We start from the raw sequence: 20,941 nt of genomic DNA, 5'->3' as shown, positions 1-20,941 counted from the left end.
GAGTGGGGCGCTGCCACCAGAAGACCCCGGCTCCGATGAGGAGCGCGAGCACGACTCCTCCAATGACCACCGCCGACGTCTTCTTCATGGCGCCCCTCCAGGGTGGGCGACTGTAGCAGCAGCGCCGACGCAGGCGCCCCGGGGAGGGCCGTCCGTCCGGCCGCGTCAGAGGGGGGCGGCGGAAAAAAACAGGACCGAACCAAGGTTTTTCGCGGCCGACGTATTGAAGGCGAGGTGGGGATGCTGGGGGCAGAGCCACCAGGGTCCAAGGGCTCGGGACGCAGAGCGGACCGGGCAGAGGGGGAAAGGGTTTCGGGGGTCGATCTTCCGGGACTCAAGGTTTTCGGTAGTCGACGTCTTGAAGGAAAAGCAGGACGGACGCGGAGCTTTGGGGGCCGCATCCGAGAGGGGGACCCCTCGGGGGAGGGGTTGAGTTACTGGGAGCGCGTCGAGGGGGCGCGCTCCCAGTATTTTTTTGTGCGCTAGAGTCTGGATCCGCGCGGGGGCGCGAGATCGACCGGCCCACGACCTCTGGAGGTTGGACTTGCCCGGCATGAACGCTCCGTCCTCCGAGAAGCCCTGGAGTGAATCCTTCGAGGACTACTTCCGGTGGTCCACGCAGGGGCCGCAGACCGTGTGGATTGACCTGGGTGCCAACCGGCTCGCGCCGATGGCCAGCCACCCCGTGCTCTGGCAGCTGTCCCTCCCCTTGAAGAACCCGATGTCGAACGGGCTCCGGGACAGCGATGAGAAGGACGCGGTGCTCGCGGTGCAGGACGCGCTGGAGGCGTGTTTGCGTCCCCTGGGGCTGCTGCTGGTCGGGCACCTGGTGGCGCAGGGCGCGCAGGTCGTCTGCCTGTATGGCCCGAAGTCCGTCACGGCGGAGCAGGTGCGGCCTCTCGTGCAGGCCCATCAGGGGGCCTATGACGTGGGCGTGGCGCGGACGCGGGACCCCCGCTGGACGGCGTATCTCCGGACGCTCTTCCCGTCGCCCTTGCAGTGGCAGGTGAGGATGAACCGCCAGCGGGTCGCGCTCCTTCGAGCGGAGGGGGATCTGTTGGACGTGGCCCGGAAGGTGGACCACCGCGCGTACTTCCCGTGGGAGCCACTGGCGAAGGACGTGGAGGCCCGGCTGCGGGACCTGGGGTTCCAGGGCTTCCGGTGGCAGCTCGTTCCCGTGGCCGGACGCATGCCCGGGCTGAGGTACCGCCTGGACTTCCACCGGGTGGACACCGTGGACGATGCGCGGGTGGACGCGGTGGCCGAGGAGATCCACGACATCGTAGAAGCGCACTACGGCACGTATGACGGCTGGGACTGCCTGCTCCTGTCGGAGGACTTCTAGTCAACCGCTGGAGACCACCCGTAACGGTTGTGCGCCTTCTCGGGGGGACTTCGTGGCGCCGGGCAGCTCCAGGACGTGGGCGCCTTCCGCTTCGAACAGTTCGCGCAGCCACGGGTGGCAGGTGAAGGCGATGACCTGGTGGGCTTCCGCCAGCTTCGCGAAGAGCCGCACCGCGCCTCGGGCCCGCTCCGGATCGAAGTTCACCAGCACGTCGTCCGTGATGAGCGGCAGCGCGCCTCGCGTCTCTCCGAAGTCGCGGATGACGGCCAGCCGGAACGCGAGGAACAGCTGCTCGCGCGTGCCCCGGGACAGCTGCTCCGCGCTCCAGTCCCTGGCTCCGTCGCTCACCCGCAGCTCGCGCGCGTCCCCGGCCGGGATGAAGACGCGGCGGTAGCGCCCCGCCGTCAGCTCGGAGAACAGCTCGCTCGCCAGTTGGATGACGCGCGGCTGCTGCTCCTCCTCGAACCTGCGGCGCGCCCTTCCGAGCAACGCCAGCGTCAGCCGGTCCGCCGCGTAGCGCGTGGCCAGCTCCGCCGCCTTCGCCCGCAGCGTCTCCTCCTGGATGCGCAGCCGCGACACGCGGTCGTCGTTCTCCCACTGCGACAGCTGCGTCTTCAGGCTGCCCTGCTCCGTGAGCACGGCCTTGTGGCGCTCGCCCTCGGCCTTGTGGCGCTCGCGCAGCGTGGCGAGCTGTTCCTTCAGGCCCGTCTCACCGCCCGCAGCGTGTACCTCCTCGTGTGCCGCGTTCTCACCCAGGCCGGTGAGTGCCTGCACCCGCTGGACGTGCTCGCGCACCCGGGCCGCCAGCTCCGCGTACCTGCGCGCCTGCACCGCGCGGCGGCGGAAGGTGGCTTCGTCCTGGCAGCCGCCTTCCGTGAGCAGCGCCTCCCACGCCTGGTCTTCGTCCAGCGCCAGCTGATCCAACCGCGCCTTCTCCGCCAGCAGCTCGCCGCGCTGACCGTCCAGGTGCCGCTGGTCGGCCGCCCTCGAGCGCACCTCCTCCAGCGCCACGGACACTCGCGCGGCCACCGTCTCCGCCTGTCCCGGGGGCATGCCCGCGGCCCGCGCTTCCTGCAACAGCCGCGTCGTCACCGCGTCGCACGCGGCCTCCGCCACCGTGAACTCCTCCTCGTCCGTGCGCAGGTCCAGCAGCCGCTGCCGCAGCGCCGCGGCGTCGAGCCAGAGCGTCAGCGCCGACGCCGCGGAGAGGGCCTCCGGGAAGCGGCGCGCCACCAGGAACGCCATCCACTCCTCGCGCAGCACCTCCTCGCGCTGGCTCGCGCGCAGCCGTGCCTCCTCCACGCGCTGGTCGTCTCGCACCGCCGCGTCCCAGGCCGTGCGCAGCGTGTCCTCCTCGCGCACCAGCAGCTCGCGCCGCTCGGCCTGCGTCAGCTGCTCCGCGAGCAGCGACTCCTGCGCGGCCAGGTCCGACAGCGACGCGCCCGGGGACAGTCCCGCTGCTCCGGAGGCGTTCAACAGCTCGCGCTGGAGCAGTTCCTCGCGCGCGCTCATCGCCGCCTGCGCCGAGCGGAACCGCTCCTCCTCCTGCTGCCGCCAGCGGTGCCGCGCCGCCTGTGCCTCCAGGCTGGCCTTGCGCGCCGTCTCCACGCGGTGGCGCACGAGCAGCAGCAACCCCACGAGCAGCAGGCCGCCCACCGCGCACAGCACGCCCACCGACGGACCCGCGATCCACGCCGCGAGCGCCGCGAACCCCAGCGCCACGAGCGCCGCCGACACCACCCACGACAGCGGCACCAGCGAGCGCAGCGGCACCGCGTCCGTGGGCGCCCGCACGCCGTCCATCTGGCGGCGCTGCTCCAGCCGCTGCTCGGCCAGCCGCTCCAGGTCTCCGCGCACCGCGCGCATCCGTCCCACCGCCGCCTGCCGCTGCCGCACCTGCGCGGGCCGCGTCTCGGGCAGCGCGGTCAGCTCCGCCTGGACCCGCCCCAGCGTCGTCTCCAGTCGCGCCCGTTCCTCGCGCGTGCGCGCCTGCTCCGACTCCGCCTGCGCGAGCGCTGTATCCGCCGCGTCCAGCCTCCCCGCGAGAGACTCCAGTTCTCCGCGCGCCCGCGCGCCCAGGTCCAGCGCGAGCAATCCGCCCGCGTCCACCGCGAGCCCCAGCTCTCCCAGCGACTGCTCCAGCTGCCGCCGCCGCGACGTGAGCGACGCCCTGCGCGCGGGCAGCGAGCGAAGCTGTTCGGAGTGTCCGGAGTATGTGGCCAGCGCGGTGCGCAGGGACTCCGCGCGTTCGCGCACGGGCCAGGGGGCCGCCAGCCGCTCCCGTGCCTCTTCGATGGGCGCGAGCCTTTCGTGCAGCTGTGCCTGCTGGGCGCGGTACGTCTTGCGCCGCTGGAGCACGTCCTCCAGCCGTGTCTCCGCGCCCGGCGGGAAGGTGTCCAGCACCGGCAGCGTGGCCAGCTCCGCCCGGTCGCGCGCGAGCACCGTCAGGTCACTCAGCGCGGACTCCAGCCGCGAGGCGTGGTCCAGCTCATGCTCGGTGTGCTTGCGCGCCACCTCCAGCGCGTGGCCCTCCGCGATGCGCTCCGCCAGCTGGTCGCGCGTGGAGAAGTAGAGCGCGGGCCGGTCTCCCGCTTCGCGCAGCGCCTGCTGTACCTCCTCCAGGTCCTTCATCACGCGGTTCAGCTCGGGCTTCTGCCCGCGCGGCGCGTACAGCGCTTCGGCGTCCTTGCGCAGCCGCTCCACCGCCTCCGGCAACCTGCGCGCGCCCTGCATGCCCGCGGCGAACAGCGCCTCCGACACGCCGCGCTGCCGCGCGAGCCGCTGGAACGAGGACAGCTCATCCAGGCGGAAGGCGAACACCTCGAAGAACAGCTCGCGCGGCACGTCCGCCAGCGCCTGGTCGAGCAGCGTCTCCGGCAGCGGCTGTCCATCCAGGCCGCGCACCGTGAGCGTGCCCTCCGACGCGCGCTTGCCGCCGTGTCGCTGCACCACCAGCGGGCCGGAGGCTGTCTCCAGCCACAGCTCGCCGCCGAAGAGCGCGCCCTCCGGTTCGTAGCGCTCCGGCTGGCCGCGCTTCTCGAAGCCGAACAGCACGCCGCGCAGGAACGCCAGCAGCGTGCTCTTGCCCGCCTCGTTGGGGCCGTACAGCAGCGTGAGCCCCGGCCCCGGCGTCCCCGAGTACCCGCGGAAGTGCCCGAAGCCGTCCACCTGGAAGCGGTTGATGCGCAGGCCCGGCTTCATGATGCCTCCTCGTGGAGTTGCTCCACGCCGCGCTGGCCCGCCTGCGCCACCAGCTCCGGCCGGGGCGTCTCCAGCGCATCCACGCCCAGCCGCTTGAGCCGCTGCCCCAGCGTCGTCAGGTCCTCGTCGTCCCACAGCGACGCGAGCGCCGCGTCGTCATGGGTCAGCGCCTGCGCCTCCTCCAGCAGCGTGCCCAGGAAGCCGCCTCCGGCGCGCACCGCCTCCAGGTCCACCTCCGGCCGGCTGCCATCGCGCAGCGACTCCAGCAGCACCGGCGGATGCGCGCGTGCCAACCGCTCGCGCAGGTCCGACTCCAGCTGCGTCCTCGCTCCCGGCCGCACGAGCTCCCGATGCAGCGGGCCGCGTCCAGCCAGCGTGAGGCGCACCGCGTGCCCGTCGAAGTCCTCCGCGCAGCGCGACTCCACCACCTCCGTGGCCACGGCTTGGAGCATGTCCAGCGACGTGACGCCCGCGAGCGGCACGTCCAGCCGATGCCAGCGCACGCGGTCCACCGGCACGAAGCGCCTGCGCGCGACGCCGTCCTCCACGTCCACCACCACGCAGCCGCGCTCGCCCGTCTCGTGGACGTGCCGGCCCTGCGGGTTGCCCGGGTACACCGCCACGCCGCCTCCGGGCAGCAGGTGCTCCGCGCGCGTGTGCACGTGGCCCAGGGCCCAGTAGTCCAGTCCTCCCGCCGCCAGGTCCGCGGCGGTGCAGGGCGCGTAGTTCGCGTGGCCCGCGTCGCCGCCCAGGTTCGCGTGCAACAGGCCCACGCTGAAGTGCTCGCCGGTGCGGCGGAATCTCGCGGACAGGTTCTCGCGCACCTCCACGTCCGGATAGGAAACGCCCTGCACGTGACACAGGCGCCGGCCCTCGCGTCGCACCTCCACGTCCTCCCACTCCGGACCGAACACCTTCACCGACGCGGGCAGACCCAGCGTGCCGGTGTCGCCGCTCAGCGGATCATGGTTGCCGTGCACGATGAAGGTCTGGATGCCCGCGCGGTCCAGCCGCGACAGCTCCGTGCGCAGCGCCAGCCGCGCGCGCACCGAGCGGTCCTTCACGTCGAACAGGTCCCCGGCCAGCAGCAGGAACGTCACGCGCTCGCGCAGGCACACGTCCACGATGCGCGCGAGTGCATGGAAGGTGGACTGCTGGAAGCGCTCCAGGAGCGGGCCGTGCGTGGCCACGCCCCGGAACGGAGTGTCCAGATGGAGATCCGCGGCGTGCACGAAGGAGAAGCGCATCGTGCGGGCACCGTACCCGAGTCCCGCCCTCCTCCCGATTTTCCACCCCCAGGTGGGATGCGCCGGTGGACACAGGGCATGCCCCTGGGTCCTATGGGAAGTCCACGGGTGAAAATCCGCCGCGTTGGATGCGCGTCCAGCCCTCTTGCGCTTCGCGCGAAGTCCCGCACGCACATCCTGCATTTCGCACGACGCGAGGGCCCGCACCTCTTCGCCAACCTCGCGGGGTTCCTGGAGTCCCGCGCGTTTCGCCCTCGGGTACGACGGCTGCAATCCGGCCCGGCCATGAGACCCGTCACCTCCTGGCTGCCCCACCTCCCATTCCTACCCGCGCTCGCCGTGCTGTTGCTCGCACCGCGCGCGCATGCGCAGTCAGACGCGCGCCCCGCGCCGCTGGCCTTCGCGGACTTCTCCTGGCTGCCCGGCAACGCGGGCGCCAGCGAGAAGCCACTCAGCTTCGGCCCGTTCACCGGCGAGTTCCGTCTGGATACGGCGTACCACTACAGCTTCAACCGCCCGCGGGACGACACGCTCTCCGGATCCAGTGAGGTGTTCCGCCACGGCGAGGTGCAGGTCACGCAGCTCGGCATCGGCGGGGACTTTCTCTACAAGAACGTCATGGGCCGCTTGATGACCCAGTTCGGCATGTACTCGCAGACCACGCCGCGCAACGACGCGAGCCCTACGCGTGGCCAGTGGAACCTGGACAACGCCTACCGCTACGTCTCCGAGGCCTACGGCGGCTACCACTTCGATGCGCTGCGAGGCATCAACCTGCAGGCCGGCATCTTCATGAGCTACATCGGCTTGTGGAGCTACTACAACGCGGACAACTGGACCTACCAGCCGTCCTACGTGTCGTCGAACACGCCGTGGTTCTTCAACGGCGTGCGCGCTCAAATCTTCGTCAGCGACACGCTCAAGATTGAGCCGTGGCTCGTGAACGGCTGGCAGTCGTATGGCCGCTTCAACGACGGCTACGGCGTGGGCGGGCAGGTGCTGTGGCGTCCCACGGGCTGGCTGTCGGTGGTGGGCAATCAGTATTACGGCTCGGACACGCTGGGGAATCCGGGCCGCACGCGCGTGCACACCGACGACAGCGTGATGGTGAAGTACCACGACGCGCCGGGCGGCTTCGTCAGCAAGGCGGCGGCGTCACTCACGCTCGACGCGGGCTGTGAGTTCGGCGGCGGCGTGGACTGCGGGTCGCAGTACTTCCTGGGGTTCATGGCGTACCACCGCGCATGGTTCCTCCAGGACCGGTTGGCGCTGACCGTGGGCGGTGGCGCCATCACCAACCCCGGGCGCTACCTGGTGCTGCTGCCGCCCATCAACGGGACGACCGCGGCCTCCGGCACGCCGTACTTCACCGCGAACCCGGGCGACCGCTACCGCGCCTGGGACTTCCAGGTGGCCGCGGACGTCATCCCCCAGCCGTTCATCACCTTCCGCGTGGAGTTCAACCACCGCGCCGCCAGCGTGCCCTACTTCTCCGGACGCGGAGGCGTCACGCCGCCCGGTGGCAACCAGGGCGCGCCGGGCTCGCTCGTGGACGGCTGGAGCCCCGACCTGGTGAAGACGGAGAGCCGCCTCACCGGCGCGTTGATGGTGAAGATTTGAGGAAGGGCGCGGGCGCGCCATCCGGTCACGCCCGCGCCGCCCCGAGGCTCAAGGCCTAGCGGGTAGGCTCGGGGACCGAGCCGGATCCGGTGTTGCCGCCGGTGGTGTCGTTCGAGCCACCGGAGCCCTCCATGCCGGAGCCAGGCTCCATGCCGGAGCCGCCCGTGCCTGAGTCGTAGCCGGATCCGCCCGTGCCTGAGTCGTAGCCGGATCCGCCCGTGCCCGCGTCGTAGCCGGCTCCGCCCGTGCCCTGATCCATCGTCGAACCTTCGCCCTGGCTCGGGCTCTGTTCATGCCCCGTGCCCATGCCAGGCTCGGTGCCCTGGGTGCCCTGGGTGCCCTGGGTGCCCTGGGTGCTTCCGGAGCCTCCCGTCCCGCCGCCCATGCTCTCCTGCGAGCGGTCCTTGCTCTGGCACCCGGTCAGGGCCATCGCGCCCGCCACCGCCCCCAGCACCATCCATCGCGTGAAACCCTTCATGCTCGACCCCCGTGTTGGTGTGACGAACCCAAGGCTGGGGGTGGGGCGACGCAGGGACATCGTCCGAGGGCTGCATGCCGCCAGGCCGCCCTCTCCTCGTGCCATGGGGCAGGGGCCCGCCAGGCCGCCTGCCCAGGGGCAATGGATCAAGCCTCGCGGCGCAGCACGAGCAGCGCGTACTCCAGCCCGCCATCCAGCAGGCCCTGTTGCAGCCACAGGTGCTCGCGGCGTGACTCGGCGCGCACGGCGTTGAGCGCGGCGCGCAGGCTGTGTGCGTCCGTGGGCGCGCGGGCCAGGTGCTCATGGACGCGCAGCTCCGAGCTCAGCGTCCAGAAGCCCACCGCTCGCGCGGACACGTCGTCATGCGCCTCCAGCTCCAGGCCCGCCTCGCGCGCGTCGGCGAGGAACGCGTTCACGCTGCCCAGGTGCCGGCTCCACGCGTTCTCGGAGGGATGCACGGCGTCGGGCCGCACCCAGAAGCAGTCCGCGATGGCGAGCACTCCGCCGGGCTTGAGCCGGGCGTGCATGCCGCGCAGCCACTCCGCGCGGGGCAGGGCGCAGGTGTTCTCCACGGCGATGACGGCGTCGTAGCACTCGCGGGGCCGGGGCGGCTCGCCCGTACACAGCCGGACCTGCACGTGCGCGCCCATGCCCGCCTCGTGCGCGAAGCGGCGCACCTGCTCCAGGTGCGTGGGCACGGTCACCATCGCCGTCACGCGCGCGCGGTGCTCCTGGGCCCAGTACAGCGCGCTGCCGCCCAGGACGCTGCCCACGTCGAGCACCTCGCCGCCATCAGGGAAGGGGCCCATGGCGCGCGCCAGCTCCACGAGCATCGCTTCCTGCGAGTCCCTCAGCCGCTCGCGCAGCTCCGGCCCCGGCGTGCCGGGCGGAGGCAGCCGGTCCACCAATCCCGTGTGGCAGTACACGCGGGGGTTCGTGCCCTGGCGGGCGAGTCCGCGCGCGGCGAGGGCTTCATGGTAGGCGCGCACGTCGAACGAGGTGAGCAGGACCGGGCCGCTGGACGGGGCCACCGCTTCATTCGCGGCGCGCCCGCGCGTCAGGGTCGTGGACGGCGTCGGAGTGAAGGCGCTGAGGGGCTTCATGGGTACTCCCGGGGCAGCAGGATGCGGAGCAGGGCGCCGCCTCCCGGTCCGTTGTGCCGGTGCAGCAGTCCTCCGCTGGCGCGGAGCAGGCACTCGCTGGTGTAGAGGCCCAGCCCCGTGCCCTGGGACTTGGTCGTGTAGAGCTCCTCCGCGGGCGCGTTGAGACGCTCCGGAGGGAAGCCGGGTCCGTCGTCCTCGATCTCCACCTCCAGGCGTCCGCTGAGCGGTTCGGTGCGTGCCCGGATGAAGACCCGGGAAGCACCCTGTTCGCCATTGCCCTCGCATGCGTTGACAACCAGGTTCTCCACCACCCGGCGCAGCGTGAGCGGCCCACCGCGCAGGAGCGCGCGAGGCGGCCGTGACATCTGCATCTCCACGTGGATGTCCACGTCGGGGAAGCGCAGGGACACCTGGGCCTGCACGGACTCCAGCACCAGCCCCAGGTCCACGGCCTCCGGCTCCGTGCCGGCGAAGCGGCGGCTCTTGGCGCGCACCTCCTTCACCATCTCCTGGAGCTGTCGAAGGCTGTCCTGGAGCTGGCGGGACTGGTCCTCGAAGCCGGTGCGCGCGAGCGCGCTACGCTGCGTGCCGAAGGCCTTCATCATGTCCGCGGCGGTGCCCGCGTCGTGCAGCACCTGGTCCATGCCCTGGTGGTGGCCGAGGATTTCCGCCATGGCCTGGGTGAGGCGGCCCACGTCGCGCTCCTGCTGCTCCACGAGCTGCGCGTGCACGGCGGCGCGCAGGCGGTCCGCGTCCGCGCGGGCCTGGTCGTAGCGCATGGCGAGCGAGCCCAGGTACAGCTGCGCGACCAGCGCCGCGGGCCCCATGACGGCGAGGAGCAGCCCGTTCTGGGAGTGCCACGCCAGGGCCGCCGCGCCCAGCAGGGCCACGAGCGTGCCGACCATGAGGAAGGGCTCGCGCCAGGTCACCCGGTAGCGCCGGCCGTGCACCGCGGAGGTGCCGATGAGCAGCACGCCGAGGACGAGCGCCCCGCGAGGCGCGGCGAGCGCGGTGAGGCCCGCGAGGAAGAAGTGCTCCAGCGCCAGGCCCGGCAGCCACGCGAGCCAGCTCACGGCTCCCACGCGCCGGTGGCGTGCGTGCGCGCAGGCGAAGGCGACGCGGTGGACGGCGCCGGGCAGGAAGCACGCGAGCGCGGGCGTGAAGGGCACGGCGAAGAAGGAGTGGACGACGGGGGCCCAAGCGACGGCGCCCACGAGCGCGGAGCCCCGGAGGAGGTGGCCCGCGAGGGGGCGCACGCGCAGGGACGCGAGGAGCCGGCCCGCGTCCTGGGCGCGCATCCAATGGCGGAAGGCCGTCACTCCCTGGATGGAGGACAGGGGCAGGGCCTTCATGCGCGCGCTCCGGTGCCGGACCGCGACACGGCGGCGCGGGCTGGACGGTGCCCGGACGGATGCAGGTCTCCGCGATACGGACGCATGCTGGTCAACCCCCCGGCACCAGGCACAGCCCTCGGCACGGAGAAGCAAACGGCGGCGGAGCCCTCCCGGTCAAACCCGGGGGCACGAACATTGTTGGCCAGTCCTCCGTCCCTGTCTTCCCGGTCAGGGTGGGTGATGACTCCTGTCCGGAGCAACAGTGCTTGGGAGGACGTGAGGGGCGCGATAGAGGGGCGCCCCATGCGTGACAGAATCCAGACGGTGTTGCGGCAGCTGGCTCAGTCTCCCGAGTTGGAAGTGAGGTGGCTGCACACGTTGTCGCTGCTGGAGTTCATTGGGGCGCGAAAGATTTCGCGCACGGTGGCGGACCGGCACCCGTCGTTGGAGGTGCTGGGGCACCTGGCGGACGAGACGCGGCATGCATTCACGTTCAAGCAGCTGGCCTGTGAGGTGGCGGGCCGCGAGGACGTGACGGAGTTCCTGAGCGTGGGCGCGGCGTCGGCGTGGTTCCAGTCGTTGGACCGGCAGCTGGCGGAGTGGGTGACGGGCGTGACGGGGACGACGGACGTGTACCTGCACTACCTGCTCACCACGTCGGTGGTGGAGCGCCGGGCGATGGTGCTCTATCCGCTCTACAAGGCGGCCACGCGGCACGCGGTGGTGCGCGAGGAGCTGGGGCGCGTGGTGGTGGAGGAGCAGTCCCACCGCCGCGCCATCGAGGACGCGTGCACGGAGCGCCTGACGAAGGTGGGCACGACGCTGGAGCCCGCGCTCGCGCTGGAGGAGCGCCTGTTCGAGACGTTCCTCACCCAGCTGGAGAAGGACGTGGCCCAGGCGCTCGCCGGAGCCCAGGCGGCCTGAGCGGCCTGGATTGCATCTCCGGGGCGTGAGGACTAAGTGACTCACTTCCGAATCAGAAGTGAATCAGGAGTGCTCGCCATGTCCCACCGATTGCAACCCACCGTTTCCGACCCGGTCATGGAGCAGGTCCAACGGCTGCGGCGCGAGCTGGGTGGGGACGTCTCCGAGATCATCACCGAGGCCATCAGCCTGCTGGACAAGGTGGTGCTGGAGGCACGGCGGGGCTCTCGGCTCGCCTTCGTGCCGCTCCAGCCCGGCCAGCCCCTGCGCGAATACAGCTCTCCGGCGCTGACCCGGTTGGAGTGGAAGGCGATGGACGAGGAGTCCATCGTCCTGCCCGCGAAGGACTTCGACCGGGTGGCCAAGGCGGTGGCTGCGCCCCCGAAGCCGTCGCGCGCGCTGCGCGAGCTCTCCCGCCGCCGCCGTCGCGAGCGCCCTTGAGCCGCAAGCCACCCGTCATTCCCGCGCCGTTCACGGAAGCGCTGACCCGCGAGGACGCGGCCAGCGGCTTCCAGTGTGAGCACGAGGCGCTCAACCGCTTCTTCCGGCAGGACGCGGGCCAGAACCAGCGCCGCGACGTGAGCCGGACCTGGGTGCTGCGCCGTCCGGACACCCGGCTCGACTGGCCCCGCGTGCTCGGGTACTACACGCTCGCCGTGGGGCAGGTGTCGCGAGACGAAGCGCCGGAAGCCATCGTCAAGCGTCTGCCGCGCTATCCACTTCCTGCGGTCATCCTCGGAAGGCTCGCCCGGGACTCGCGCGTCAGGGGCGCGGGTGTGGGCGAGCCGGCGTCAGGCTCGGCGCGCCCGAGTGGCCCCAGCGGCTGTTCCAGCCCCTGAGCCACTTGCGTGCGTCCTTCGAGGACGACGCCTGAGTCATCACTCCGGCGACGGGTCTTCTTCGCCGTCACCGACCGCGCTGGACAGCACCAGCTTCCCGCCCGTCCACGCGGCCTGGAGGTTCCTCGCGCGGCGTGCGCGCTTGCGGCTCAGCTCCACGCCCACCGCGTCCAGACCCAGTGCGTTGGCCACCGCGAGCGCGGTGCCGTGGCCGCAGAAGGGATCCACCACCGTTCGCGTGCGCGTCTGCTCCAGGATGAAGCGGCACGCCACCAGGCACGCGTTGAGCCCCATGCCTCGCGTCCACGTCACCTCGCCGGGGTCCGGCAAGACGTCCGCCGTGGACTTCGCCGCGTCTGTCTTCAACCCCCGGCTGAAACACAGCAGGTGCGAGTACGCAGGCCTCCCGAACGTCACCGTCCCCGGCGTCCGGCGACACACCACCTTGTGCCAGAGCGTGTCGCACCCCGCGGCCTCCGCCGCCTTCGACACCAGGTAGCCCTTGTCCACCCACGCCCCGTCCTTCTTCACGTCGGACTGGTAGAACACCGCCACCCCGTCCGCCGGCACCCGCGACAACACCTTCGCCGCCGCCCCCACGAACCAGTCCTTCCACTGGGGCACCGTGAGCGAGGGGAACTCGGAGACGTCCGGCATCGACGCCACCATCGAGCACCCCTCCAACACCGGCCGCGCGTCCAGCCACGCGAGCGCGTCCTCGCAGTACACCGTGCGCTTCGCTCCCGTCGTCCCGCTGCGTCCATCCGTCATGACGCACCCGAGTCTGCCGTAAGCGCGCACCCGCTCCCACCCTTCATTCCCTCCCGCGCACCTACCCGTCAGGACAGCTCGCCCCTCTGGCCGTCAGGCAACCCCCGAGCAGGTGGACGGCCACGCCCCAGTCGTGGCTTGCTACGCTTCCCCTTTAAGCAACGACTTCCAGCAGATCTCCCCCCGGAGGAAGACCCCCCATGCCCACGACGAACGCGACGGACGGAACACCCCTGCACTACCGGGTCCTGGGGGACGGTCCTCGCGACGTGGTGCTGGTGCACGGGTGGATGGTGTCCGGCGCGGTGTGGGACTCGATGCTGGAGAAGCTGGACATGACCGGCCTGCGGCTCATCGTCCCGGACCATCGGGGCACCGGGGCGTCCGGACGGCCGGCGTCGGGGTACACGCTGGAGCAGTACGCCAAGGACGTGCTCGCGGTGGCGGACCACGCGAAGGCGCAGCGCTTCGCGGTGGTGGGCCACAGCATGGGCGGGCAGATCGCCAAGTGGGTGGCGGCGGATGCGCCTGCGCGCGTCAGCGGCCTGGTGTTGCTCAACACGGTGCCCGCGGCGGGGCTGCCGCTGCCTCCGGACGCGGCCGGGCTGTTCCGTGGCTCCGCGGGGGACCGGGAGAAGCAGAAGACCATCCTGGGCCTGGCCTGCAAGCAGCTGTCTCCGGAGTCGCTGGAGGCCCTGCTGAAGGACTCGGGCGCGGTGTCGAAGGACGCCATCGAGCAGTGCTTCGATTCCTGGACGGCGGGAGGCTTCGCGGACCGGCTGTCCGCCATCACCGCGCCCACGCTGGTGGTGGCCACGGATGATCCGTTCCTGCCGCCCGTGTTCCTCAAGCAGGCGGTGGTGGGGCTCATCCGGAACGCGCGCATGACGCACCTGCCGGGGCCGGGGCACTACCCCCAGGTGGAGCGTCCGGCGGAGACGGCCGCGCTGGTGTCGGCGTTCCTCGCGGGCAACGCCGCGCAGGCCTGAAGGAGGACATGCCATGGCCTGGGGGATGTCCTTCGAACGCGACGCCGAGCACGACGTCGTCACCGCGAACTTCACCGACTGCATCCTGGTAACGGATGAGGACGTGCTGCGCTGGCGGAACGACGTGGAGGCGCAGTTCGCCAAGTTCAACGGCCGCGTGGACCTGCTCATCAACCTGGATGGGCTCGTCGTCCGCCACACGGCGGGGCGCACCTTCGGCAAGGTGCGCCGCGAGGTGCTGGAGCGCGGCACGCACCGCTCGTACCGCTATGGCGGCGACGAGATGACGCTCATGTTCATCAGCACCAGCGGCGTCATCAACGGCGCCGCGGTGAACCACTTCCCCACGCGCGAGGCGGCGCTGGCGGCCCTGCTCGCCGAGCGCGAGGCCCTGCGCAAGCGCGGCTTCACGCCGTTCCTGCCGGGCGTCGTGAGCTCCAAGCGCTGAAGAAGGCCCACGGGCTACACGCCGGCGAACCACTCGTAGCCCCGGTCCTCCCAGGTGCCCCCCGTGGCCTCCGGGAGGAAGCGCACGGTGGTGAGGTACTTCACCATCTTGTAGCCCAGCTTCACGCCCGAATAGAGGCGCAGCGGCGCGCCGTGGCCGGGGATGAGCGGCGCTCCGTTCATGCCGTACGCGAGCACGGTCTGCGGGTGCAGCGCGCTCGGAGCGTCCCAGGATGAGTAGTAGCCCTGGTCGAACGAGCGGAACTCCACGAACCCCGCGCGTGTGTCCGCGCCCACGGCCCGAGCCAGGTCGCGGAGGCTCACGCCGTGCCACGACGCCACCGCGCTCCAGCCCTCCACGCAGTGGTGGCGGATCCGGTAGTCGGTCCGGGGCAGCCGCTGCAATTCCTCCAGCGTGAAGGCGCGCGGGCGGGCCACGAGTCCACCCACCTCCAGCGTCCAGCCAGCGGGGGCCAGCGGCACGGTGTCGGAGAGGAAGTACTGGGGGAAGTCTCCGAGCGGGGTGAGCTGCTCGATGGACTCCTCGGGGGCGAGCCGGCCGGGGTGGAAGAGGGCGGATTGGGCGCGCTCGTTGAAGCGGTCCATCACGCCGAGGAAGCCCGCGCGCGGACGTTGGGAGTCGCACGCGTTGGTGGCGAGCGCGGCGGCGCCCAGGAGGACGCGGCGGCGGGTGAGGACGCGCTCAGGGGGCATCAGGCTTCCTCCCGCCGGTGATCATCTCCCCGAAGGTGCGCGGGTGCAGGGCGACGAGGACGACGTGGCCCACGGTGAAGAACGCGAACAGCGCGAGCAGCAGCAGGTGCACGAAGCGCGCGGGGTCGTAGCCACCGAAGAGCGCCGTGAGCCACCGGAGCTGCACGGGCTTGTAGATGGCGAGTCCGGACAGGACGGACAGCGCGCCCATGAGCAGCGTGGCGGTGTACGCCAGCCGCTGGAGCCCGTTGTAGAGGCCCGACTGCGCGGGGGCGGGGCGGAGCCGCAGGTAGTACGCGAACGTGGCCACGGCATCGCGCGTGTCGCGGCGCGGGAGGAACAGGCGGCGGCGCCACTCACCGCTGAGCGCGAGGTAGAGCACGTACACGAAGCCGTTGAGGGCCAGGAACCAACCGAACGCGAAGTGCCAGCTGCGCGCTCCCGCGAGCCAGTCCCCCAGGCGCAGCCACGACGGCGGCACGGCGTCCTGGAAGGGGTAGAGCGCGATGGGCCGCCCGCGAGTTCCCATGCGCGGATACGCGGCGAGGATCTGCAGCCCGCTGGCCGCGAGGATGGCGAGCAGCGGCACGTTGGCCCAGTGTGCGAGCCGGATGGGCCAGGGCTGGGGACGGCGGGGCTCGGGCGGGTGCACGTGGGGGAATGCAGCACCGCGACACTGCGCGAGACCATGCGGCGGGAGGGTGGCGTGAACGCTCGGGAGAGGACTTCGCCGTCGGGGAGATTAGGCTTCCCGGATGGCTCCCTTTGCTCGCCCCACCCACCTGATTGCATGGATGCGTATCTGGTGTGAGCGACCGGGCATGTACCTGGTGGGGACTCCCGACTACCAGGCGATCAACGTGTCGTATCTGTTCATGTGCATCTTCGCCTACGACTGCGCGCGCGAGGACCTGGGGCACCCGCCGGAGCATCCCGCCTTCCGGGAGTGGGTCTTCGCGAAGCGGCCGGACCTGCGCCATCACCCGCACTGGTACGGCGCGGCCCTCCTGCCCGAGCTGGACAACGACCACGCACGGGTGATTGCCCGGATAGGGGAATGGGTCGCGCAGTACAGCGCCGAGCAAGGATTGCCGTAGCACCGGCCCTCGGGTCGCGGGGGACTGGCAGGCATTGGACGGCGGGCCGGACGCACACGGCCCGTGCTCCCCGTGGATTGGACGTGTGGGAATCACCCGGTATCGTTCTCACTCCCGTCCGCCTTCCCCGAGGATGCCGTGACCCTGAAGCCCGCCCGTGCGTTGCACCTCGTGGGGTTGTTGCTGCTGACCACGTTCGGTTGCGTGGAGGAGGATCCTGCCTTCACGGCGCCACTGGCCGGTGGTGCGCGGCTCGTGGTCGCGCCGCCCCGGTCATCCGCGGTCGCCGCGGTGACGGGCTCGGTGACGCACGCGTCGGGCGCCACGGAGTCGAAGGCGCTGACGTCCGCGACGGATCCGGATGGCCGCATCGCGTGGTCGGCCGTCGTGAAGCCGGAGTCTCCCGAGGAGGAGATCCAGCTGACCGTGGCCGCCGAGGATTCCGCGAAGACGGTGGTGGCCTCCGTGAAATCGGACGCCGGGGTGAAGCTGCCCCTGTACGGGGAAGCGCTCGTGGTCCTGGTTCCCCTGCCGGAGTCTGGCGCGCCAGGGCTGGCCAACCATGCGCCACGCATCCACGAAGTGCGGGCGCAGAGCGCCATCGTGGCGCCAGGCGAAACCGTCACGTTGAGCGCGCAGGTGAGTGACGAAGAGGAGGGTGTGCTGACCTACGAATGGACCGCCTCCGGCAGGGTGCTCGCCTGCGAGGACGCGACCTGTGAATGGACAGCCGCACGCCCGCCGGTCCCCGATGCTGGCACCGAGGGTGATGCTGGCACCGACTACGACCCGACCCTCAAGGATGACGCGTTGATCAGCCTGCGTGTCACGGACGCACAGGGCGCGGTGTCCACGCTCCAGTTCCACCTCGGCGTGGGCACCGTGCGCGGGCCCGCGTCGCTGAGGAAGACGTGGTTCAACCGAGCGCCCGTGGCGTCCGTGGCCGGAGAGCCCCAGCAGGTGATGTTGGGCAGTACCTTCCAGGTCCCGGCGCCGGTGACGGACGAGGACGGAGACGTGCTGACGTATGCCTGGAGCGCGACGTGCGAGGGCACCTTCGACAACGTCACCCTGGCCAGGCCCGTCTTCACTCCGGGGGCGGCGCCCACGGACTGTGGCTGTCAGCTGAAGGGCGCCGTGACGGACGGCTTCGGTGGAAGCACGGAGCAACTCGTGAACCTGTGCGTGCGCGCGGAGGCGCCGCCGGTCCTGGAGACCACGTCACAGTCCGCCGAGAGCGCGCTCGCGGGCGAACGCGTGACGTTCACGGTGGACGTGACGGATCCGCGCGGCGAGGCGATGACGTTCGCCTGGACGTCGAACGTGGGCGCGCTCGGTACGCCGGTGGGCAATGGCGCGACGAGCACGGTGGACTGGACGGAGCTCTCCTGCCTGCCGGCGGACGTGACGCCCACCGTGGACCTGGTGGTGACGAACGCCTCGGGTGCGAGCACTCGGCATTCCTTCCAGGTGACCTGGACGGGCCGGCGCTGCGGCCCGGGTGAGACCGCCTGCGCCATCACCCTGTCGCCGGGGCAGGTGACGTTGCGCGAGGACTGCGTGGTGCAGAGCGCGGTGTTCATCCCGGACGGCTTCACGTTCGATGGGGCCGGGCACACGCTGACCGCGTCCGAGGACGGCGCGGGGGACCACTACAAGGGCGCGGTGCTGCGCAACCGGGGCACGGTGGCGAACGTGCGGTTCGTCACGGTGACGGCGCGCAACCTGTCGGACGTGTGTGACGCGGGCGTGGACCGGCTGCGCGGCATCCTGCTGGAGGACGCGAGCGGCACCATCGAGAACACGGTCGTGGAGGACTTGAACCAGGGCACCATCAGCGGCTGCCAGGAGGGCTTCGCCATCGACGTGCGCAACAGCACGGTGGGAGGCGCGCCGGTGCCGGTGGTCATCCGGGGCAACCGGCTGACGGGCTACCAGAAGGTGGGCGTGGTGGTGCAGGGGCGGGTGGCGGTGACGCTGGAGGACAACACCCTCGACGGCTTGGGGCCTACCAGCCGCATCTCGCGCACTGGAATCCAGCTCGCGTATGGCGCTTCCGGGCAGGTGGTGGGCAACGAGGTGCAGGGCAACGCGTTCCTGTTCGAGGACCTGCGGTCCGCGGACTACGGCTCCGGCATCCTGGTGGTGGGTGGCTCGGCCTACGGCGTGGGGCGGGAGCTGTGCCACGACCTGCTCATCCAGGACAACGAACTGGTGGGGAACGACGTCGGCGTCAACCTGATCCAGGCGGAGGGCAACGACTATGACCCGCCCGCCGCGCCCCAGAACATCCAGGTGCTCGGCAACGAGCTGAGCAAGGAGGACCTGACGAACCAGGTCTACCAGGCCGCCATCTCGGACAACGGGACCGCGAACCTCATCAGCCGCAACCGGATCAGCGGTGACGGGTACAACAGCGAGCTGTACGAGACCGCCATCGGCGTGGACGTGGTGACGCAGGGCGAGGACCGCCAGGTGGGCTTCGCCACTCCGGCGCGGACGCTGGACGTGGACACGTGCTCGGAGGCGCTGGTGGTGCAGGGCTGGGACCTGGTGGGCAACCTGGCTCCGCTGTCCGTGCCGGAGGTGACCCTGGCCGCGTCGGATCCGGGCGCGACCTTTCACCTGCTGCCGGATTGCTCGGATGCGCCCGTGGCGGTGGTGAGCCTCAAGAACTCGCAGCGCGAAGGCCTCTTCTACATCCGCGCCGCGACCGCCGGCCCGCTGACCATCACGGCGACGGGCGACGGCGCGAGCAAGACCCAGGAGCAGACGGTCCGCTGATCCACGCCGTGCGTGCGCGCGGTGGACCGACAGCCGGTCCAGGTGGAGACGACGACCGCCGGATGTTCGCTTCGGCGAAGAGGGCGCGGTAGAGGGGGGCGCGTGTACGGACGGGCGTTCATTTCCTGGGCGGGGCTCTGCCTCCTGTTGCTGCTTCCCGCGTGCGCGCCGCGAGCCACGAAGCCCGCCGCGCCCGCCACGCCCGCCGTGGTGCGCGGAGGCGCCGAGGACCTGGCCTCGCGGTACCTGGACGCCTGGGCGCGCAACGACGTGGCCGCGCAGCGCCAGGGGCTCGTGGACGCGCCCCAGGACTTCGACGCGCAGCACGCGCGCTGGAGGCAGGACCTGGGCGTCATCGCCTCGCGCTTCGACCAGGTGGTGCTCGAGTCCCAGGACGCCACCACGGCGGTGGTGAGGTTCCGCGGCGTGCACACGCTGCGTGGGCTGGGTGACTGGGAGGTCGAGTCCCGTCTGCGCTTCGTGCTCCGGAGCAATCGCTGGAGCCTGCGCTGGACGCCGGAGGTGTTCCATCCCGACATGCGGCACGGGGACCGCTTCGGCCGCGCGCGGAGCTGGGGCCCTCGCGCCGGGTTGCTCGATGCGAATGGGGATCCGCTCACCCTGCCGGGAGAGGTGATTCGCATTGGCGTGATGCCGGGCCGGGTGAAGGACCGCGCGGCCGTGGCCAGCGTGCTCCAGTCGCAGCTCGGCGTGGACCCCGCGAAGGTGCTCGCCGCGCTGAACGCCGCGAGCGCGCAGCCCGAGCAGTTCATCGCGTTCATCGACGTGCGCCTGGAGCGATACCAGCAGATTCGCCCCGTGCTCGCGCCGGTGCCCGGCATCTTCTTCCGCAAGAGGCCCGCGCGCCTCACCCCCGCGGAGGGCTTCGCCGCGCACACGCTGGGACGGGTCGGGGACATCACGGCGGAGGCGCTCCAGTCGTTGGGCCAGCCCTACCAGCCGGGCGACGTGGTGGGGCTGTCCGGCCTGGAGCGCGCGCAGGAACGGACGCTGGCGGGACGTCCCTCCGGCGAGGTGCGGCTCCAGCGCCGTTCTGGCGGCAGCGAGCTGCTGTACCGCTTCGACGGTGAGCCGGGACGCGATGTCCGCACCACGTTGCGAATGGACGTGCAGTCGGCGGCGGAGGCCGCGCTCATGGACGTCACCCAGCCCGCCGCGCTGGTCGCGGTGGACACGGCCACGGGCAAGGTGCTGGCGGTGGCCAGCCGGCCCCTCGGAGAAGGGTGGCACCGCGCGCTGATGGGGCGCTATCCCCCGGCCTCCACGTTCAAGCTGGTGACGGCCACGGCGCTGCTCGAAAGCGGCCTGAAGCCGGACTCGCGCGTCGACTGTCCCCTGGAGGTGACGGTGGGCCGCAAGCGCTTCCGCAACTTCGAATCCGAGGTGCTGGGCGTCACCACGTTGCGACGGACGTTCGCGCTGTCGTGCAACACGACGTTCATCCAACTCTCCGCGAAGCTGGACCCGCGCGCGTTGGAGGACGCGGCCCGGCGCTTCGGCTTCGGGGTGAACTACGACGTGGGGCTGCCGTCACCGGGCGCCACCTTCCCTCCGCCGAAAGACGACGCCGAGCGCGCGGCGGACGCCATGGGCCAGGGCCGCGTCCTGGTCACGCCGCTGCACATGGCCACCGTCGCGGCGGCGGCGGCCACCGGCGTCTGGCACGCGCCGCGCCTGCTCGTGGACGCGGAGCCCGGCCCGGAGTCGCGGCTGAATCCGGGCACGACGGCCATGCTCCGCGACCTGATGCGCGCGGTGGTGACGGACGGCACGGCGAAGTCCGCCGCCAGCATCCCAGGCCTCATGGGCAAGACGGGCACGGCGGAGTTCGGCACGTCCGTGCCGCCTGAAACCCATGCGTGGTTCGTCGGCGTGCGCGACGGCATCGGCTTCGCGGTGTTCGTGGAGGGCGGCGGCGTGGGAGGCCGTGTCGCGCTGCCGCTCGCCATCCGCTTCCTCCAGGCGCTGGACGCGGCCTCGGTCATCTCCTTCAGCAAGAACGACGGCTCCAGCTAGCGCACGGGGCC

At 71.4% G+C, this 20,941-nt stretch carries 18 protein-coding genes; 10 read left to right on the top strand and 8 right to left on the bottom strand.

Features of this window, described 5'->3' with window-relative positions; all coding sequences use genetic code 11:
* The first annotated feature begins 553 nt into the window (after positions 1 to 553).
* Entirely contained in the window at positions 554 to 1,345 is a 792-nt protein-coding gene (locus D7Y15_RS20515) for a DUF695 domain-containing protein (RefSeq protein ID WP_121753666.1), read from the top strand.
* On the opposite strand, the gene D7Y15_RS46615 is transcribed toward D7Y15_RS20515, so the two are convergent.
* The gene (locus D7Y15_RS46615; protein ID WP_121753665.1) at positions 1,346 to 4,546 is read right to left on the bottom strand and encodes an AAA family ATPase; all 3,201 of its coding nucleotides are present in this window, start codon (positions 4,544 to 4,546) and stop codon (positions 1,346 to 1,348) included. It abuts the gene before it with no gap.
* Positions 4,543 to 5,793, bottom strand: a complete 1,251-nt coding sequence (locus D7Y15_RS20505) for a DNA repair exonuclease (protein ID WP_120580536.1) — start codon at positions 5,791 to 5,793, stop codon at positions 4,543 to 4,545. Before D7Y15_RS20505 ends, D7Y15_RS46615 begins: the two co-directional genes overlap by 4 nt.
* Positions 5,794 to 6,078: 285 nt before the next feature.
* Between D7Y15_RS20505 and D7Y15_RS20500 the strand changes: the two genes are divergently transcribed.
* Positions 6,079 to 7,413: an outer membrane beta-barrel protein gene (locus tag D7Y15_RS20500; RefSeq protein WP_121753664.1), complete on the top strand. Its 1,335-nt coding sequence runs from the start codon at positions 6,079 to 6,081 to the stop codon at positions 7,411 to 7,413.
* 55 nt (positions 7,414 to 7,468) lie between these two features.
* Here D7Y15_RS20500 and D7Y15_RS20495 read toward each other — a convergent pair whose 3' ends face one another.
* The 3 genes from D7Y15_RS20495 to D7Y15_RS20485 all read right to left on the bottom strand — a co-directional run bounded on the left by D7Y15_RS20495 (position 7,469) and on the right by D7Y15_RS20485 (position 10,346).
* Positions 7,469 to 7,891 (bottom strand): hypothetical protein, encoded by a 423-nt coding sequence (locus D7Y15_RS20495; protein WP_199733940.1) that lies wholly within the window; start codon positions 7,889 to 7,891, stop codon positions 7,469 to 7,471.
* Between the two features lie 146 nt (positions 7,892 to 8,037).
* On the bottom strand, positions 8,038 to 8,994 hold the full coding sequence (locus tag D7Y15_RS20490; RefSeq protein WP_120580534.1) for a cyclopropane-fatty-acyl-phospholipid synthase family protein: 957 nt from the start codon (positions 8,992 to 8,994) through the stop codon (positions 8,038 to 8,040).
* The gene (locus tag D7Y15_RS20485) at positions 8,991 to 10,346 is read right to left on the bottom strand and encodes a sensor histidine kinase (RefSeq protein ID WP_121753663.1); all 1,356 of its coding nucleotides are present in this window, start codon (positions 10,344 to 10,346) and stop codon (positions 8,991 to 8,993) included. Before D7Y15_RS20485 ends, D7Y15_RS20490 begins: the two co-directional genes overlap by 4 nt.
* 285 nt (positions 10,347 to 10,631) lie before the next feature.
* Here D7Y15_RS20485 and D7Y15_RS20480 point away from each other — a divergent pair, with 285 nt between their 5' ends.
* The 3 genes from D7Y15_RS20480 to D7Y15_RS20470 all read left to right on the top strand — a co-directional run bounded on the left by D7Y15_RS20480 (position 10,632) and on the right by D7Y15_RS20470 (position 12,091).
* Positions 10,632 to 11,252, top strand: a complete 621-nt coding sequence (locus D7Y15_RS20480; protein ID WP_120580532.1) for a hypothetical protein — start codon at positions 10,632 to 10,634, stop codon at positions 11,250 to 11,252.
* 78 nt (positions 11,253 to 11,330) lie between these two features.
* A complete protein-coding gene (locus D7Y15_RS20475) occupies positions 11,331 to 11,693 on the top strand; it encodes a hypothetical protein (protein ID WP_120580531.1) in 363 nt (120 codons plus the stop codon).
* Entirely contained in the window at positions 11,690 to 12,091 is a 402-nt protein-coding gene (locus D7Y15_RS20470) for a hypothetical protein (RefSeq protein WP_121753662.1), read from the top strand. Before D7Y15_RS20475 ends, D7Y15_RS20470 begins: the two co-directional genes overlap by 4 nt.
* Before the next feature lie 39 nt (positions 12,092 to 12,130).
* Here D7Y15_RS20470 and D7Y15_RS20465 read toward each other — a convergent pair whose 3' ends face one another.
* Positions 12,131 to 12,862, bottom strand: a complete 732-nt coding sequence (locus D7Y15_RS20465; protein ID WP_121753661.1) for an SAM-dependent methyltransferase — start codon at positions 12,860 to 12,862, stop codon at positions 12,131 to 12,133.
* A 200-nt stretch (positions 12,863 to 13,062) separates the two neighbouring features.
* On the opposite strand from D7Y15_RS20465, the gene D7Y15_RS20460 reads away from it, so the two are divergent.
* Positions 13,063 to 13,851 carry an alpha/beta fold hydrolase gene (locus D7Y15_RS20460; protein WP_120581654.1) on the top strand — a complete coding sequence of 263 codons (789 nt, stop codon included), beginning with the start codon at positions 13,063 to 13,065 and terminating at the stop codon, positions 13,849 to 13,851.
* 13 nt (positions 13,852 to 13,864) lie between these two features.
* The gene (locus tag D7Y15_RS20455) at positions 13,865 to 14,299 is read left to right on the top strand and encodes a hypothetical protein (protein ID WP_120581655.1); all 435 of its coding nucleotides are present in this window, start codon (positions 13,865 to 13,867) and stop codon (positions 14,297 to 14,299) included.
* A gap of 14 nt (positions 14,300 to 14,313) precedes the next feature.
* Here D7Y15_RS20455 and D7Y15_RS20450 read toward each other — a convergent pair whose 3' ends face one another.
* Together D7Y15_RS20450 and D7Y15_RS20445 are read right to left on the bottom strand one after the other, a co-directional pair.
* Positions 14,314 to 15,012, bottom strand: coding sequence for a molybdopterin-dependent oxidoreductase (locus tag D7Y15_RS20450; RefSeq protein ID WP_121753660.1), 699 nt, complete (start codon positions 15,010 to 15,012; stop codon positions 14,314 to 14,316).
* Positions 15,002 to 15,664, bottom strand: coding sequence for a cytochrome b/b6 domain-containing protein (locus D7Y15_RS20445; protein WP_121753659.1), 663 nt, complete (start codon positions 15,662 to 15,664; stop codon positions 15,002 to 15,004). The genes D7Y15_RS20450 and D7Y15_RS20445 overlap by 11 nt, the downstream gene beginning before the upstream one ends.
* A 142-nt stretch (positions 15,665 to 15,806) precedes the next feature.
* Between D7Y15_RS20445 and D7Y15_RS20440 the strand changes: the two genes are divergently transcribed.
* The 3 genes from D7Y15_RS20440 (at position 15,807) to D7Y15_RS20430 (ending at position 20,930) form a co-directional block, all read left to right on the top strand.
* Positions 15,807 to 16,109: a hypothetical protein gene (locus D7Y15_RS20440; RefSeq protein WP_126935083.1), complete on the top strand. Its 303-nt coding sequence runs from the start codon at positions 15,807 to 15,809 to the stop codon at positions 16,107 to 16,109.
* Between the two features lie 138 nt (positions 16,110 to 16,247).
* On the top strand, positions 16,248 to 18,893 hold the full coding sequence (locus D7Y15_RS20435) for a right-handed parallel beta-helix repeat-containing protein (protein WP_148712822.1): 2,646 nt from the start codon (positions 16,248 to 16,250) through the stop codon (positions 18,891 to 18,893).
* A 102-nt stretch (positions 18,894 to 18,995) separates the two neighbouring features.
* Entirely contained in the window at positions 18,996 to 20,930 is a 1,935-nt protein-coding gene (locus D7Y15_RS20430) for a penicillin-binding transpeptidase domain-containing protein (protein ID WP_121753657.1), read from the top strand.
* The last annotated feature ends 11 nt before the right edge of the window (positions 20,931 to 20,941 follow it).

Origin of the sequence: Corallococcus sp. AB030 (assembly GCF_003668965.1) — a bacterium.
GTDB classification, from domain to species: domain Bacteria; phylum Myxococcota; class Myxococcia; order Myxococcales; family Myxococcaceae; genus Corallococcus; species Corallococcus exiguus.
This window is presented reverse-complemented; position numbering and strand designations above follow the sequence as displayed.